The 16,453-nt window shown below is 64.9% G+C and carries 16 protein-coding genes; 5 read left to right on the top strand and 11 right to left on the bottom strand.

All coding sequences use genetic code 11. The features are described from left to right. Window positions 1-2 precede the first annotated feature (2 nt). From MHZ91_RS11405 to MHZ91_RS11385, 5 genes are all read right to left on the bottom strand, one after another. Complete coding sequence (locus tag MHZ91_RS11405) at window positions 3-503, bottom strand: sigma-70 family RNA polymerase sigma factor (RefSeq protein WP_239213645.1); 501 nt, start codon at window positions 501-503, stop codon at window positions 3-5. A gap of 133 nt (window positions 504-636) precedes the next feature. After that, the gene (locus MHZ91_RS11400) at window positions 637-1,635 is read right to left on the bottom strand and encodes an HAD family phosphatase (RefSeq protein WP_239213774.1); all 999 of its coding nucleotides are present in this window, start codon (window positions 1,633-1,635) and stop codon (window positions 637-639) included. A 112-nt stretch (window positions 1,636-1,747) separates the two neighbouring features. Continuing rightward, a complete protein-coding gene (locus tag MHZ91_RS11395; RefSeq protein ID WP_239213644.1) occupies window positions 1,748-2,890 on the bottom strand; it encodes a formylglycine-generating enzyme family protein in 1,143 nt (380 codons plus the stop codon). A 55-nt stretch (window positions 2,891-2,945) separates the two neighbouring features. Beyond that, window positions 2,946-4,268 carry a tetratricopeptide repeat protein gene (locus MHZ91_RS11390; RefSeq protein WP_239213643.1) on the bottom strand — a complete coding sequence of 441 codons (1,323 nt, stop codon included), beginning with the start codon at window positions 4,266-4,268 and terminating at the stop codon, window positions 2,946-2,948. Between the two features lie 144 nt (window positions 4,269-4,412). Then, window positions 4,413-5,198 carry a hypothetical protein gene (locus MHZ91_RS11385; RefSeq protein WP_239213642.1) on the bottom strand — a complete coding sequence of 262 codons (786 nt, stop codon included), beginning with the start codon at window positions 5,196-5,198 and terminating at the stop codon, window positions 4,413-4,415. 397 nt (window positions 5,199-5,595) lie between these two features. Here MHZ91_RS11385 and MHZ91_RS11380 point away from each other — a divergent pair, with 397 nt between their 5' ends. After that, entirely contained in the window at window positions 5,596-7,257 is a 1,662-nt protein-coding gene (locus tag MHZ91_RS11380) for an arylsulfatase (RefSeq protein WP_175121524.1), read from the top strand. Between the two features lie 154 nt (window positions 7,258-7,411). Beyond that, on the top strand, window positions 7,412-8,347 hold the full coding sequence (locus MHZ91_RS11375) for an SMP-30/gluconolactonase/LRE family protein (protein ID WP_239213641.1): 936 nt from the start codon (window positions 7,412-7,414) through the stop codon (window positions 8,345-8,347). A gap of 8 nt (window positions 8,348-8,355) precedes the next feature. On the opposite strand, the gene MHZ91_RS11370 is transcribed toward MHZ91_RS11375, so the two are convergent. Both MHZ91_RS11370 and MHZ91_RS11365 read right to left on the bottom strand, forming a co-directional pair. Next, the gene (locus MHZ91_RS11370; RefSeq protein WP_239213640.1) at window positions 8,356-8,841 is read right to left on the bottom strand and encodes a DUF6644 family protein; all 486 of its coding nucleotides are present in this window, start codon (window positions 8,839-8,841) and stop codon (window positions 8,356-8,358) included. 13 nt (window positions 8,842-8,854) lie between these two features. Further along, window positions 8,855-9,241, bottom strand: coding sequence for a DUF6152 family protein (locus MHZ91_RS11365; RefSeq protein WP_239213639.1), 387 nt, complete (start codon window positions 9,239-9,241; stop codon window positions 8,855-8,857). A 537-nt stretch (window positions 9,242-9,778) separates the two neighbouring features. Between MHZ91_RS11365 and MHZ91_RS11360 the strand changes: the two genes are divergently transcribed. The 3 genes from MHZ91_RS11360 (at window position 9,779) to MHZ91_RS11350 (ending at window position 12,608) form a co-directional block, all read left to right on the top strand. Further along, window positions 9,779-11,128, top strand: a complete 1,350-nt coding sequence (locus tag MHZ91_RS11360) for an APC family permease (protein WP_175121528.1) — start codon at window positions 9,779-9,781, stop codon at window positions 11,126-11,128. Between the two features lie 40 nt (window positions 11,129-11,168). Then, entirely contained in the window at window positions 11,169-12,053 is an 885-nt protein-coding gene (locus MHZ91_RS11355; protein ID WP_239213637.1) for a cyclopropane-fatty-acyl-phospholipid synthase family protein, read from the top strand. 90 nt (window positions 12,054-12,143) lie between these two features. Then, entirely contained in the window at window positions 12,144-12,608 is a 465-nt protein-coding gene (locus tag MHZ91_RS11350; protein ID WP_239213635.1) for an Rrf2 family transcriptional regulator, read from the top strand. Window positions 12,609-12,615: 7 nt separating this feature from the next. Here the strand turns inward: MHZ91_RS11350 and MHZ91_RS11345 are convergent, their stop codons facing one another. From MHZ91_RS11345 to MHZ91_RS11330, 4 genes are all read right to left on the bottom strand, one after another. Continuing rightward, window positions 12,616-13,923: a HipA domain-containing protein gene (locus tag MHZ91_RS11345; protein ID WP_239213634.1), complete on the bottom strand. Its 1,308-nt coding sequence runs from the start codon at window positions 13,921-13,923 to the stop codon at window positions 12,616-12,618. A gap of 16 nt (window positions 13,924-13,939) precedes the next feature. Then, a complete protein-coding gene (locus MHZ91_RS11340; protein ID WP_239213632.1) occupies window positions 13,940-14,284 on the bottom strand; it encodes a helix-turn-helix transcriptional regulator in 345 nt (114 codons plus the stop codon). A gap of 138 nt (window positions 14,285-14,422) precedes the next feature. Beyond that, window positions 14,423-15,364, bottom strand: a complete 942-nt coding sequence (locus MHZ91_RS11335) for an LD-carboxypeptidase (RefSeq protein WP_239213631.1) — start codon at window positions 15,362-15,364, stop codon at window positions 14,423-14,425. A 269-nt stretch (window positions 15,365-15,633) separates the two neighbouring features. Next, the gene (locus tag MHZ91_RS11330) at window positions 15,634-16,341 is read right to left on the bottom strand and encodes an RNA pseudouridine synthase (protein ID WP_239213773.1); all 708 of its coding nucleotides are present in this window, start codon (window positions 16,339-16,341) and stop codon (window positions 15,634-15,636) included. Window positions 16,342-16,453 lie beyond the last annotated feature (112 nt).

Here is a 16,453-nt window from a genome sequence, read left to right as displayed (position 1 = left end):
AATCAATGCTCCAGCAGGGTCAGGCAGACCTCAAAGCCCTGGGCCATGTATCGCTTCACCGTGCGATCACTGAGTCCGGTGCGCGCCGCGATCTCCACGTACGTCAGGCCTTCCAGTTGCGACAGCACGAACACTTCGCGCGCCTGAGGCGCCAGATTGGCCAGCATGCGGTCCAGTTGCTGTAGCGCCTGCTGTACGCCCAGCAGCATCTCTGGCGACGCCTCCATCTCGGGCGGAATCTCGGCAACGGCCTGCAGCCAGGCGCGCTCGAGCGACCGGCGGCGCCAGTGGTCATTCAGCAGGCCGCGTGCGATGGTGGTCAGGTAGGCGCGAGGCTGCCGCAGCGTGCGGACTTCTTCGGGATTGCGCAGCACGCGCAGAAAGGTGTCATGCGCGAAATCCGATGCCTCATCGCCGTGCCCGAGCTGACGCCGCCACCATTGGCAGAGCCATTCGTAATGGGTTTCGCAGAGTAGCTGGATCGGCTGGAGGGGGTTGGACATGCTCAAACGCCCCGGCAAGCAGCGCGATGACACGGAAAAGCCGCCTGCCCGGAAAGCGGTCAGGCGGCGAGAATCGCCAAATGATACCAAGAATTGTTCGCAACATGTATTGTCGTGCGGCGTCACCCCGCACTCACTGCCAATCCTGCGCGTAGATCCGCTTCCACTCCTTCTCCATATCGACGACCGTCCATCCATTGGCCCGCGCCGCGTCCAGGGCCTTGTCCAGACGACCGACGCTCGAATCCCGGTCGTAGGCCCATTCTCGCTTGGCGTCGGTGTGGTGAACGATGCCGCCAAAGCGCTTGCCCGGCCCGGCGGTGGTCCATTGCAGCATCTGCAGGTCGCCGTCCGAGTTGCCGAAGGCCAGTATGGGACGCTTGCCAATGTGACGCTGGATGGCCACCGGTTTGCCGGGGCCGTCGTCGTTGAAGTCCAGCTTCGGCAACCGCATCAGCGCGTACCCGTTGCCGCTTGCCACGAATTCGCTGCCGAACGCCGTGCCGATGACCTGTTCCGGCGGGATGCCGTAGGCCTTCTGCGTCCAGGCCCGCATGAACTCGGTTTCGCCGCCCGACACGATGTAGGTCTTGAAGCCGCGCGCGCGCAGGTAATCCAGCAGCTCCCGCATCGGCACGTACGTCATGCTGTCGTACGGCAGTTTCGTGCGCGGATGGCGCGCGGTATGCAGCCACTGATCGACGCGCTGCGTGTACTGCGCGACGGGCGTGCCGGTGTTGGTCGCCAATACGATTTCCATCATGCCCCGCTCGCCGGACTTGGCCACCTCGGCATGATCGTTCTGCAGCACCGCCATGAAAGGCTGGCGCGTGGCCCAGTCCGGGTGCGATGGCGCCAGCGCGTGAACCTCGTCCATCGAGAACATCACCTGGAAGTAGATCGGCTTTTCGCTCCACAGCGTGCCGTCGTTGTCGAACACGGCGATACGATCTTCCTCGGGCACGAAGTCCGGGCTGCCCGGTTCGGTGACTGCCTTCACGAACGCGACGATGGCCACACGGGATGGCCCGTCGGTCCAGGACGCCAGCTCCGCCTGCTTCTGGCGGTCGGACGCGGCGCAGCCGGCCAGCAGGCACACGATGCAGAGCCACATCCAGGCCAGCCGCCGCATGGAGCGATATTGAATCGAAGCTTGCATGACGATCTCCCGAGCGCGCGCATGGCGCGGTGGTGACATCCTTTGAACGATTTCCCCTGTCCGCGCTCCGCACGGCGAACAGGCGTCAACGGCTGGCGATGCTGCCTTGAGACGCCTGCGCGGCCTTCCACTGCTGCGGTGTCATGACGGTGCGAAAGCCGATATGCGACATGGGGTTGAGCGGATCCGTGCCGCGCCGCGCGCTGGCGCGGTAGCTGATGCAATACGTGTCGCTGCAAAGAAAGGATCCGCCGCGGGTCACGCGCTTGGGCGCCGACACGGGCGTGCCGCCGTCGTCGGGATCAAAGCTGTCGGCGGGTCCGGCCGGGTCCTGCGGCGGCTGGCGGTACTGCGCCTGAAACTTGAAGGCATCCGCGCGATACCAGTCCGACGTCCATTGCCAGACGTTCCCCGCCATGTCGTACAGGCCATAGCCGTTGGGGGCGAAGCTGCCTACCGGCGTGGTGCCTACCTGCACCTTTTCATCCTTGACGACAGGAAACGGCTGCGGCTGCCGGGTGTCCCAGATGTTGGCCATCGCCTTGCCCTGCGGCAGCAGCTCATTGCCCCACGTATACGTAGCCTGCTCCAGGCCGCCCCGGGCGGCGAATTCCCACTCGGCCTCCGTCGGCAGCCGCTTGCCCGCCCACTTGGCGTAGGCTTGCGCATCTGCGTAAGACACCTGCACGACCGGGTGATCGTCCTTGCCGTCGATGTTGCTGCCCGGCCCCTCGGGGTGCCGCCAGTTTGCGCCCGGAACAAAGCGCCACCAGCGCGAATAGTCGCGCAGCGACACCTCGGTCTCCGTGCCGGTGAACACCATGGCGCCCGCCTGCAAGGCGCTGTCGTCCGGACGCGGCGTGCCAGCCGGAAGCTGGACACGCAGGTCTTCCCAGCGTGGTTTCTGCTCGGCGGTCGTCACATAGCCTGTCGCCTCGACGAAGCGGCGGAACTGCGCGTTGGTGACGTCGTGCACGTCCATCCAGAACCCGCTGACGCGCACCTTGTGCGCCGGGCGCTCGTTCGGCTGGGACATCTGGTGGTCGTTGCCCATCAGGAATTCGTTGCCGGGTATCCAGGCCATCGCCGCCGGTCCCTGCTTGCCGTCTCCCAACGTGATGACGTGCGGCCCCGCCGGTGGCGCGGAGACCACGACATACGCGCCGATCGCGCCTGTCGCGCCCAGTATTGCCACCAACGCCAACCCGATCTTCGCGTGCTTTTTCATGCGCGTTCTCCTTGAAGAGAATCCTTTCGCAATGCAGGCGTATCTTTTGATGCCGTTACAGCGCCGCAGCCCGCGAGGCCAGCTTGCGGTTGCCCTCGCTGTTGGGCTTGAGACTCATGCGTTCGGCGGTCAGCACCTTCGCGAGCGACCGCGCGCCACCCCGCAGCGCCGCCTCGACCAGCGTCAGCGCCAACACGTCGCGCTGGGCGTGGCTGCCGCCGAACCGGTGCGCAATCAGCCGCACGTCGCGCAACAGATCCGCGGCCAATGCGTAGTCTTCGCGCGTGAAGGCCACCAGCGCGTGCGCCACCGGCAGCCCTACGTCGCGCGTCATCATCGCGTTGGTGCCGGCGCCCTGAGCGGCGGCTTCCATGGAATCGATCAATGACTGTGCCGCCGCCTCATCCCCGGCGCCCAGGTAGGCCATCAACGCATGCACATCGTTGAAGGCGTAGTAGCCCGTGCCGCCGCGCGCCTGCCAGACTTCGGCAAGCTGCCGCCACCGCCAATCGACATCGATCCCACGCAGCAACAGGCGCCACAGCATGGCCGACGCGTCGATCAGGTCAAGCACCTGCCCGGTGGATGTTTCGCGCAGCCGGTCGTCGTACATGGCAAGCACTTCGGCGATGTCCTCGCGGTCCAGGTGAAACAGGGCCAGGTGCCACCAGTTGTGGATGGACAGCATGTTGTCGCTGGACCAGTCGTCGCGCCGGCCGTTCAGCCAGGCAATGCCCTCGTCCACCCTGCCCTGCATTTCCAGCACATGAGCCACCGCGTGCACGGCCCACGGATCACGGGGGTTCAGGTCCAGCGCGCGGCGGCCCTGGGCTTCCGCTGCGGCATAGAGATTGGTCTCTTCCAGCCCGAAGGCGTGCATGCCCAGCACGTAGCCGTAGTCGGGCATCTTGCAGTTCCACGCGGGCAGAATGCCGGCCACGCGGTCGCGCAACATGGCCGAGCGGCCAAGCAGGAAGTCGCCTATGTGGCCCACCTGCAGCGCCAGGGTGTCGTGCGGGTAATCCGCAAGGATGTCAGCGTAGCGCCGCAACGCGGCAGAGAAATTGCCGTCGAGCCAGGCGCGCGCCGCCGCCGTATGACGGCGCTCGCGATCATTGGCGATATCGACGAGTGCTTCGGCAGCCTCGACGCTTTCGCGTAGCAGCGGTTCGACGCACTTGTCGCTGGCGGTAATCATCATGCCTGCGCGCAGCAGGTGGCCCATGACGAAGACGGGGTCTTCGGAAAGCGCCCCGTCGATGATGCCCAAGGGATCGCCGTAATAGCCGTGGAACAAGCTTTGCGCCTGTTCGTAAGCGGCCATCGACGCCGGTTCATCGCTGGAAACGGGATTGCCCCGCACATCGCTCAGCGCCATGGTGATCTCCCAAAGGGCCGGCCCGCGACGGGCTTCGGAAATATAAGCACGGATGCCGTGTGCCGGCAAAACGCAACTGCGCTAGTGCGACTGCACCGGATTCGCGGGTATGGGCATACGCCCGCGCTTACGGCAGCCGCGGCGTCACGGGCGGGAAGACGGCGGATCAACCATCGCCTCGCGTTGGGACACCAGCAACGCGTCGCTCTGGTCGATGCGTATCGTGCCGATTCGTGGAAACTCAAAGTCGATGATGATGTACAGCGCCGCGGTCATGACCAGCGCGTAGATCAGCTCGTGCAGTAGCGTCCCCCGCTGCGTTGCGGCCAGCTTCACGCCCACCAGGCCGGCGCAGATCAGCGCAAGAAATCCCAGGAAAACGTAGGCCGCCATGGGCGGATGCACCTTCTGGGCGGCGACAAGCGCGGTCGCCGCGTCGAACATGTCATTCACTGCCTGCACGTACGAGGCCGCCAGCGGCGGCGCAACATCGTCCCGCGCCGCCCCGACGGAGGCCCGCCAGATGTCCATTTGCAGCGCGCTGGCCTTGGCCGCAATCCCCGTCCGCGCATCCAGATCGGCGACATGGCGTTCATAAAGGATCCGTTGATCGACGTAGTGGCGAAATTGCGCCCGCAGCGCCGGCTGCGCAGCGGGAGGCAGCAGATCAACCCGCAGCCATGCCGTGCCGATGGCGTTGACTTCCTGGATCAAGAGATCGCGCCGGTCCGACATACGCTGCGCCGCGCCCGAGAACGTAAACGCGACCAGCAGCCCCAGCAGCGCAAACACCGATGCCTCGATCGCCGCCACCCCTGCCCCGCCGTTCTCCTCAAGCTTTCTGCCCAATCGCTTGCCCAATGCGATGGCGCCAAACAGCGCCACAAAGAACGCCGCCGCCAAGCCTGCCAGGAGAAACGAGTAGTCCATGGGAACCTCGCGTGTGCGATTACCGGAGGAACGTGCGAGCGGTAGGCTGGCGCGTCCGGAACGCATCAACGATAAGAGCAACGCGCGCGGGCTGGCAATCGCGCAAGCGCAGCCAACGCGTGATACAGCCGTGCCGGTCCGTGTTGACCAATGCGGCGCATGCATGCAAGCGCATCGCAGAATCTCGTTGACAGGCGGGAAAGGAAGATGAAAATTATTGCAGTTCAAATCCCGCGGACGATGCATGTCGGATTGCAAGTCCCGGAGTCTGCGTTCCGGACTACGCGTCCCGGACTGCGCGTCCCGGATTGAACATCCCCAAGTACGTAGGCCAATGTGAACCGCACGGTTTGCAGCTTCGTGCGGTTGATTTCACTCTTACACGACGGAGTTGAAAATGGCGACCAAACGAACGCTCACTTGCGGTGCCGCAGCACTTCTCATGGCGGGAGCGGCAATCTGTGCCCCCGCCTCCGCGCAGGATCAGCGCAAACCCAACATCATCCTGCTTGTCTCCGACGACACCGGCCTCGGCGATCTCGGTCCGTATGGCGGCGGCATCGGCCGCGGCATGCCAACGCCCAACATCGACCGGCTCTCTTCCGAAGGCATGACCTTCTTCTCGTTCTACGCGCAGCCCAGCTGCACCCCCGGCCGCGCAGCCATGCAGACCGGCCGCATCCCCAATCGCAGCGGCATGACCACCGTGGCCTTTCAAGGCCAGGGCGGCGGCCTGCCGGCGGCCGAATGGACACTCGGGTCGGTGCTGAAGACCGCCGGCTACAAGACGTTCTTCACGGGCAAATGGCATCTGGGCGAAGCGGACTACGCCTTGCCCAACGCCCAGGGCTACGACGAGATGAAGTATGCGGGCCTCTATCACCTGAACGCCTACACCTACGCGGATCCCACGTGGTTCCCGGACATGCCCGCGGACGTGCGCGAGATGTTCCAGCGCGTCACCAAGGGCGCATTGTCCGGCAACGCCGGCGAAAAGCCGCGCGAGGAGTTCAAGATCAACGGTCAATACGTCGACACGCCCATGGTCAACGGCCGTGAAGGCGTCGTCGGCATTCCGTTCTTTGACCGGTATGTCGAAAAGGCCTCGCTGGACTATCTGGACCGCAACGCCAAGTCCGAGCAGCCGTTCTTCATGAGCATCAACTTCATGAAGGTGCACCAGCCCAACATGCCGGATCCCGACTACATCCATAAGTCCATGTCCAAGAGCAAGTACGCGGATTCGGTCGTGGAACTGGACGCACGGATCGGCCGCATCATGGACAAGATCCGCGAGCTGGGCCTGGACAAGAACACGCTGGTGTTCTACACGACGGACAATGGCGCCTGGCAGGACGTCTACCCCGATGCGGGCTATACCCCGTTGCGCGGCACGAAGGGAACGGTGCGCGAAGGCGGCAACCGGGTTCCCGCGATCGCGTGGATGCCCGGCAAGATCGCCGCGGGCGCCAAAGATCACAGCCTGGTGGGTGGCCTGGATCTGATGGCGACGTTTGCCGCGGTTGCCGGCGTGAAGCTGCCCACGAACGACCGCGAAGACAAGCCGATCATCTTCGACAGCTATGACATGTCGCCCGTCCTGTTTGGCACCGGCAAGTGCGACCGCAAGTCGTGGTTCTACTTCACCGAGAACGAGCTGTCGCCGGGCGCCGTGCGCGTCGCCAACTACAAGGCGGTGTTCAACCTGCGCGGCGACGACGGCGCGGTGACGGGCGGGCTTGCGGTGGACACGAACCTGGGCTGGAAAGGCGCGGAGTCCTATGTTGCGACGGTGCCCCAGGTGTTCGACCTGTGGGCCGACCCGCAGGAGCGTTACGACATCTTCATGAGCAACGTCACGGAGCGAACCTGGACGATGGTCATGATCAACGACGCCGTCGCGCCGCTGATGAAGACGTACATAGACTACCCGCCCCGCAAGATGCAAAGCGAAGGCTATGACGGACCGCTGACCTTGTCCGGCTACGAGCGGTTCCAGTACATCCGCGACAGTCTGGCGAAGGACGGCTTCAAGCTTTCCCTGCCCACTGGAAACTGACGCCGGCACGCCGCGGTTCACCTGATTCGGGTGAACCGCACGGACGCGGGACCCGTCCGGGCAGGCGGCTTGCTGCTACAGGCGGATGGACGCGGCAATTCCATCCCGGCAAGCTAGCCGCCTGCCAGCTTGCGACCTGGCTACAGGAGGTCCCATGTGGGAACCCAGTGAACGCTATCCCGATCCGGCCATTGAGGTGCTGGATCCCCGATTCCGCAATATCCGGCTCAATAACGCGGGCATCGAACGCCTGGCGACCGGTGTCCGCTATGGCGAGGGCCCGGTCTGGTTCGGAGACGGCAGGTGCCTGATCTGGAGCGACATCCCCAACAACCGCCTCTTGAGATGGGACGAGGAAACGGGTGCCGTATCGGTGCACCGTCAGCCTTCCGGGTACACGAACGGCAACACGCGCGACCGCCAGGGCCGGCTCGTCAGTTGCGAACATGGCGAGCGGCGCGTGGTGCGGACCGAGTACGACGGCTCAGTGACGGTGCTGGCCGACCGGTTCGAGGGCAAACGCCTGAATGCGCCGAACGACGTGGTTGTGCGGCGAGATGGATCGATCTGGTTCTCCGATCCGGTATTCGGCATTCTGAGCAACTACGAAGGCTTCAAGGCCGACCCGGAACTCCCGACGCACGTCTATCGGCTGGACCCCGGCACTGGGGAGCTGCAGGCCGTGGTCCGGGGCGTCCACAATCCCAACGGTCTGTGTTTTTCGCCGGACGAACGGCTGCTGTATGTCGTGGACAACGGCTCTTCTCCTAACCGCATCCTGGTTTTCGGGGTTGGAGAGGACGGCACGCTGGATGAAGGGCGCACGTTTGTGGAGGCAAGCCTTGAGGCGATCCCGGACGGCATCCGCTGCGATACCGAGGGCTATCTTTGGGCGGGCTGGGGACCGGGTCCGGAACTGAGCGGCGTGATGGTCTTTGCACCCGACGCCACGGCCATCGGCCGCATCGCCCTGCCCGACCGCTGCGCCAATCTGTGCTTTGGCGGCGCGCGGCGCAACCGGCTGTTCATGGTGACCGGACAATGCCTGTTTGCGCTGTATGTGAACGCGCAGGGCGTCCCCTACTGCTGAACCGCCCGCTACAGAAACCCGATCCAGCGCCCCGCGATCAGGCATCCCAGCCAAAGCGCCAGCGACGCACCTGCCTGCGCGCGAAGCATCCCGGTTGGCCGGCCGCCGTTTTCGACGCCGGCCCACGCGCGGCCCCGGTGCACGAGCCAGGCGTTGACCGCACCGGCGGCCAGCAGCGCCATCTTCACCAGGAATGCGGGATTTTCCAGATACTCAAGCGGACGCACCGAAAACAGCATCGCGCCCGTCAGCACCGCCAATGCAAGGCCCGTTGCGGCTGTGCGCGCCAGCACCGGCGCCAGGACGGCCAGCGCGTTCGGCTTCAGGATGCCGAGCAGGCGCAGATCCAGCGGCACGATAGACCCGATCAACAGGCCGATGGCGCCAATATGCGCGGCGTTCAACAGCAGATAGAGAACGCCGGACCGGCGCAACCACAGCGCCGGCGGAACGGATTCAAGGTGTTCGAGCGCAAGCCGCAGCAGTTCAGGCATCCGGCGCGGGTGCTCAGGGTTTCTTGATGCGGCTTGGGTAAATGTCGTAGGTCTTTCCGCCCACGGTCACCTGCACGGCCTTCATGCGTTTGGCGGCCGCGTCCTGGTCACGGTTGCCGACGGCGGTGATCGCATCGCCGGGCTTGGCGGAACCTTCCACGAATCCGGCTTCCTTTGTCTGGCTGGGGTTGCCGAGTTCCACCGTCCACACGCCGTCCTTGGCCCGGACCTTGAGCGTGGGGTGCGGCGGGGCGATCTGCACCTGTTCGACCGTGCCCTGCAATGTCATTTGTTCGGATTCTGCCCACGACCAGCCGTGGTGCGCCATGGCTGAGGGGGCGACGCCGCCCATGGCAGACAGCGCCAGTGTGGCGATCAACGCGCGATGGGAAAGCTTCATGTCGATGCTCCTGAAGTGCGGTGGCTGCCGTTCGTCCGCGCGAAGGCGCAGGCGTGAGCGCGAAAAAGCAGGATAGCAGCCGACTCTTGAGACGGGTGTGAATTTATTTCGCGCTCGGGAGGTGATAGATCATTGCGCGAATCCTGAGAATTTACTTCTAAGAATCTACTTTAGGTTGCCGCTGTTTCTTTTTAATTATCTCTTGATTAATCAATAGCTTAACGCCGATTAATGAGATAGCGCATGAAGTTGAACTGGCGCCCCGCGCCACTTGCATCTGCCGCGCTCACCCAGGAAAACCCTGCGGAACTTTCCCTGTTCGGTAACGGTCGCTTTATGTTCAGGCAATTGTCAGCATATGCCGACATTTGCCTTTAAGCCGTTTCCGCGCGTCCACCCCCGGGAGAATTGCATGTCATTGCTCCGCTCGCGTTTCCTCGCGAATCTGCCCTCCACTTCCACCGCGCGCCCCCCTGATCTCCCTTCTCTCCACGCCCTTTCGCTGCGTGCCGATCCATGTCCACGCCGCGTGCAACCATGAGCGCCGTTCCTGACGCGGTGAACAACCGTGCGCCCACCGGCCTGTCGGTCATGGACGCAACCATGGTGCTGGTCGGCGTCGTCATCGGCATCGGCATCTTCGGTTTCCCCCCTCTTGTCGCGCAGCATGCCCATTCAGACGCCATGTATATCGGCCTGTGGTGCGCCGGCGGGCTCGTCATGCTGGTGGGCGCCCTTTGCTATGCCGAACTTGGCTCGGCGTATCCCGGCGCCGGGGGCGAGTACCTGTATCTGACCCGGGCTTGGGGTGCGCGCGTTGGGCTGATGTTTGCCTGGGCGCGCTGCTCCGTCATCCAGACGGGCGCGATTGCCGTCGTGGCGTTCATCTACGGCGACTATGCCAACCGGCTGTTGCCATTGGGATCACAAGGGCCGGCTGTGCACGCGGCCATCTCGGTGGTCGTGCTGACGGGCCTGAACATGATCGGCACGCGTTATTCCAAGCGGCTGCAATGGGTCTTTACCTTGCTGACGGTGATCGCCCTTGCCGCGGTGCTGATCGCCTGCCTGACGGCTTCGGGTGGCGAGGCGCTCAAGACCCCGGACCCCGCGCCGCTGTCTGGCAACACCGCAGGCCTGCTGGGCATGGGCATGGTGTTCGTGCTGCTGACTTATGGCGGATGGAACGAAGCCGCGTACCTCAGTGGCGAACTGCGCGACCCCGGGCGCAACATGAGCCGGGTGCTGTTGATCGGTACGGCGGTCGTCACCGGCGCCTATGTGCTGACCAACATCGCCTTGCTGGAAATCTTTGGCTTGCAGGGGCTCCGCGACACGCCCGCGCTGGGCGCGGAGGTCATGCAGCTTGCGGCCGGCCCCTATGCCGCGGCACTGCTCAGCCTGACCATTTGCGCCACGGCGCTCAGCACCATCAACGGCACCATCATCACCGGCGCGCGGGTGTATTACGCGCTGGGCCGGGACGTGCCGCGGCTGCAGGCGCTGGCCGGCTGGAGCGACCGCAACGAAACGCCGGTCAGCGCGTTGGTGGCGCAGGGACTGATCACGCTGGCGCTGGTGGCGCTGGGCGCCTTCAGCCAGAACAGCGTGCAAACGATGGTGGCGTACACCGCGCCCGTGTTCTGGCTGTTCATGATGCTGGTTGCCGCGTCCGTCTGGCGCCTGCGCCGCCTGGATCCCGATCGCCCCCGGCCCTTCCGCGTGCCGCTCTTTCCGCTGCCTCCCCTGCTGCTGGCGCTGACCTGCGCCGGGCTGGTGGTTTCCAGCGCCATGTATGCCGGCGCCGGCGCCCTGATCGGGTTGGCCGTGCTGGCAGCCGGCGTGCCGCTCATGCGACTGCTCAAGCCCGCCCAGGCCATCGGCTAACTGGTTCTTCCCTGTCCTCTTCGTCCAAGGAACCCTCACCATGCAACGCTCCAACGTACGCTTCAACGCATCTTCCAAGTCCGCGGTTCAGGCGTTCACCCCGCGCCTGCGTCTCGCAATGCTGGCCTCGGCAATGGCGTTCGCGCTCGTGGGCGCTAGCGCCGCCATGGCGCAGACCGCCGCGGCGCCCGCCAAGGCCGGGGAACAAAAGGCCTATGTGCCCGACGTCGGCCAGGAAGGCAAGGACGTCATCTGGGTCCCGACCCCGCAAAGTCTCGTGGACAAGATGCTGGACATGGCCAAGGTCACGCCCAAGGACCGGCTGATGGACCTGGGATCGGGCGATGGCCGCACGGTCATCACGGCCGCGCAGCGCGGCCTGACCGCGCAAGGCATCGAGTACAACCCCGACCTGGTCGAGCTGTCGCGCCAGAACGCCAAGCGCGCCGGCGTGGCCGACCGGGCCACCTTTGTGGCGCAGGATCTCTTCACCACAGACCTGTCGCAGGCGGACGTGATCACGATGTTCCTGCTGTCGACCATCAACGAGAAGCTGCGGCCAAAGCTGCTGGAACTGCCGGCCGGCACCCGCGTCGTGTCCAATACGTTCCGCATGGGCGACTGGGAGCCGGACGCTTCCGAGACCGTCACCGAGAACTGCCAGACCTATTGCACGGCGCTGTTGTGGATCGTGCCGGCCAAGGTTCAAGGCAAATGGGATCTTGGCGGCCAGACGCTGCAGCTGGATCAGCACTATCAGGTGCTGTCCGGCAAGCTGGGGTCCGTGCCGATCTCGGACGCCCGCCTGGACGGCACGTCGATCACTTTCACCGCCGACGGCGTGCGTTATGCGGGCGTGGTGAACGGCCGCACCATGAGCGGCACCGCCGCCGGCAAGGGCAACTGGCAGGCCAAGCGGAGCTGATTCTTCGTGCGTTGGACGTGGCGCGCGGCGCGGCCTTGTGTGGCCGCGTCGCGTTGACCGTCCCCGGCGTCATGCAATAGCATCTGTTGCATGAGAAGAGACAGCAAACTTTCCGGCGTCCTGCACGTTCTGCTGCATATGGCCGAGCACCCCGGCCCCATGACCTCCGACGACCTCGGCCGCGTCATGCAGACCAACCCCGTGGTGATCCGCCGCATCATGGCCGGCCTGCGAGAGCAAGGTCTGGTCCGCTCCGAAAAAGGCCACGGCGGCGGATGGACGATTTCCTGTGACTTCAACGCAGTGACGCTGCGCGATATCTACGACGCCCTGGGCGCACCGGAGATCTTTGCGATGGGCAATCGCAGCGAGTCGCCGGGATGCCTGGTGGAAGAGGCGGTGAATGCGTCGCTGGACGACGCGTTTGAAGAGGCCCAGCGGCTGCTTCTGAATCGGCTCGGCAAAGTCACGCTGGCCGCCCTGAGCCGCGATTTTCACGCGCGCATGGTGGAACGCGGGCAAGCGTTCGATGCGCAGGCCATCCACGAGGGGTGATCGCCCCCTACTTCCACGGCTGACGCCACGCCATCAACGACGCTTCGACGTGCGCAATTTCGGCCTGCGACATCCCGGCATCTTCGTAAAATCGCTGGCGCTCGCGCACCACATCCAGGACGCGGTCGATGATCGATCTGGCGGCAGCTTCCGACCGGAGTCCGAAACGCCGGTACTCGGTCAGGCAATTGGCAAAGGTGCTGTCACGGCCCTCGGCGCCGATGTGCAGGTAATGCCGCGCCGACCCTTCCTGGGTCACCACATCAAACAGCGGCGACATCCGGTAGGTGTGCGCGCCTTCGTCCTTCAGGAAGCCGACGTTCTTCAGGTGATCGTCCGTGTTGTGAACGGCCACGTTCAGGACCATCCGCGCATACAGCTCCAGCAGATCCTGCACGGGGTTCGACGAGATGCGGCGCGCCACGTCGGCCAGCCGCGCGTAGGAATACGTGGCTTTACCGCGCGGCCCGTCCAGCTCGCGCTTGCCGATGTGGACCGACGGGCTGATCAGGGAAGCGCCGCTCAGGAAATGCCGCCGCGCAATGACTGGATCCGCCCCTTGCTGGACCGGCAATAGCTCGCGGTCGAACCGGTGCGTCAGCAGCACCGCGCCAAGATGGGTCTGCGCCAGGCGGATCTCGGGCACGTTCAGCCCGATGGCGCGGGCCATCTGCAGGTTGGCGTACTCCACGCGCTGGCGGTCGTAGGACTCGCCCTTGCGGGGAAACTTCGCGATCCACATCTCGCCTTCCGCATCCCGGACGATCGTTTTGGGACGCGCGCCGCCGATATCCCACGAACTACCCAGGATGTCGCGATACAGCCCCTTGGGCTTGATGCCCTGGTCGATGTCGGTCAGCAGGTCCGCCAGGGATTCGAGCTGGCTGACTTCGGGCAGCCGGTAGGTCTTGCGCATGTTGGGCGTCAACTGGCGGGCGCTGAAAAACAGCGCTCCTACGCCCATGCCGCGGCCCTTGAGCAGGACTTCGTTTTCGGTCACCCGGGCGCCCGCATTGTCCACGCGCATCACATTGCGGCCCCAGGCATCCGGCGCGGCATCGAAAATGGCGCCCAGTGTTTGATAGCGGCTTTCGGTGCGGAATGTGGTCGTCGAATCGGTGAGGGGCAGATTCAGCGGGTCCAACGAAAACGCGCGCGGATCGTTCACGTAGGACTGCACATACGTGAACTCGGCAAAAAAATGGTTCTCGTCGGTGTCGTCCAGGGTCAGGATTCCGGCCAACACGGCCTCGCCCCGGATATCCACGTAGACGAAAAGCTCGCTTTCGACGGTTTTATGCTTTTTGGCTGGCACGATGGCGACCGCCGCGTTACAGGCTGGAAGGATCGGCGCGATGCGAATGCTGCGCCTTGCCGCTGCCCCGGGCGGGCCGGCGCATGGCATCCAGCCGCTTGCCGACGCCATCGAGGTCAGGATCTCCCAGCGCGAACAACTGGTCGCCAAAGCCGTACTGCAGCAACGCTTCAAATGCCAGCGCCAGGGATACGCCCCCTTCGCCGCGCTCAAGCCGGTTGATGGTCGCTCGCGAAACCCCCATGCGGCTGGCCAGCATCGCTTCTGTTTCGTTGCGGCGCAACCGCGCGGTGCGGATGCGCGCACCTAGACGAGCCAAAGCTTCGGCCGCCTCGAAACTGGGTTCGATCTTCTTTTTCATGACGCAATAATAGTGCTTTAAACGCGTTAATGCACTATTAATAAGTCAAACTTCCCACGGAGGGAAGTCGCTTTTATAGTGCACAAACGCACCTAATGCGCCATTAATGAGGCAAACCCCTGCCCTGCAGCGCATTCCTCACCGCGTCACGGCCTGATCCAGCCGCAACGCCGCCCGCCCGGTGTCCAACGTGACGCGCGCGCCCAGCGGCAGGGTCAGATTGGGTTCGCCGTGTCCGCTGGGCCAGCCGGCCAGGACCGGGATGCCTCGCGCGGCAAACTGTTCGATCACCAGCGGATACAGCAGGCTTTGCGCCTGCGCATCCTCCAGATTCGTGCCGATGATGCGGGTGAAATTGCCCACGACCACGCCCTTCAGGCCGTCAAACTTGCCTGCGGCGGCCAACTGACTTAATAGCCGGTCCACGCGAGGCAGCGCCTCGTTGACGTCTTCAAAAAACAGAATGGCGTCGCGGGTATCGATCTCGTGCCGGGAGCCGATCAATGCGGCGATGAGCGCCAGGTTTCCGCCGACCAGCCGTCCGCTTGCCGTGCCCGCAACCAGTTCCACCGCCCGTGTATCCGGGGGAGGCTGAATCCAGGCGCCCTGCCCGATCTGCCCGCCCAGCATGGCCAGCAGATGGGATTCAGTGGGCTCGCGCTTGCCCGCGACCAGATCCTGCGCCAGCATCGGCCCGTGAAACGTCACAAAACCGGCGTGGCGCTGCATGGCCAGATGCAGGGCCGTGATGTCGCTGTAGCCGATGAAGGGCTTGGGATGTTGGCGAAGCAACGCGAAATCCAGCTTGTCCAACAGCCGCCATGAGCCGAAACCGCCCTGCAGGCACCACACCGCGCCGATATCCGGCGCGGCAAACGCGGCATGCAAGTCGTCCAGGCGCTGGGCGTCGGTACCGGCCAGGTATTCATAGGGGGCGTCGAGCCGCGTGCGCGATGCCGGCATGACCACCGGCACGAAGCCCCGGTCTTCCAGCCATTCCGCGGCAAGATCGCTGGCGTTTGGCGCCGCGGACGCAGGCGCCACGATCGCGACCTTCGCGCCGGGCCGCAGGACAGGCACAGGGGCGGCCGCCGGTTTCGCGTGAGAAGGCGGCGGCGCGGTGTCGCGCCGTGCGGCGGCATTCTGGGCAGACTGGGATGTGGCGTTTGGTGAACCCTGCCGCCCGCCTGCGCAACCTGCCAGGCCAAAGCCGGCCAGGCAAAGCGCGCCGGCATTGAACAACATCCGTCGACGTCCGGCGTCCGGGGAGCCGCCATCAACGCGCGGCGTGGTCGGCGGATGCGCCGCGAACACAGAATCGGCAATCTGGGAGCTGGTTGGTCCGCCCATCAGAATCGCTCGTAGTCCAGCCGGTAGCGCCATTGTCCCGCGGCAAGGCCTGCCATCGGCAAACGCCCGATCCGCAGACGCCGCAATGCCAGCAAGCGCAAGCCCGCCGCATCGCACAAGGTTTCAATGAACCCCGGCGGGGGCGACTTCAGCGCAAAGCGAAGGTGGTTTTCGTTCTGCCAGCTCACCTTCATCGGCGTGGCGGCGCGGCCTTCATAGGCCATGCCGCGCTGCATGCGGGCCAGGTCCGCTTCGCTGAGCTTGCCTTCGACATGCGCGATATATTCCTGCTCCACGTGCCGGCCCTCCTCCACCAGCTTGCGGGCCACGGCGTACTCCTGGGAATAGACGACCAGGCCGCTCGCAGCGCGCTCCAGCGGCGTCACCAGCTTAAGTCCATTGAACATACGTTTCAGGTAGCGCTGGCCCGATCGGTCCCCCGGCATCAGGTTCTCGGGCAGGATGAGGTCGCGCGCCGAGCCGGGCTGGTCGTCGGCATACGTGCCGGCCGGCTTGTGGACCAGCACGGTGACCGGACGGCCTTCTTCGAGCCGTGCGCCGGGCATCAGGCTCACAACCTGGGAGGGCGCGACTCGCAACCCCGGCTCTTCCTGCACTTTGCCGTCGACGGTTACCCAACCGCCTTCGATGTAGCGCTCGGCATCGCCGCGCGAACACGGCAGCTCGGCCGCCAGGCGCTTGGCCAGGCGATCGGTGTTGCTTGCGGCAGCTTGTGCGGAGGGGTTGGAGCGATCGCGGCGTTCGGAAGTATTTCGCACGGGCCGGCCGGCGGCGCCCTTCGCGCTGGCTTTGGGGCCG

The organism is Achromobacter sp. ACRQX, from assembly GCF_022346505.1.
Taxonomy (GTDB): domain Bacteria; phylum Pseudomonadota; class Gammaproteobacteria; order Burkholderiales; family Burkholderiaceae_B; genus Achromobacter; species Achromobacter animicus.
Note: the sequence above shows the minus strand (reverse complement) of the source record. Positions and strands in the feature narration are given on the sequence as shown.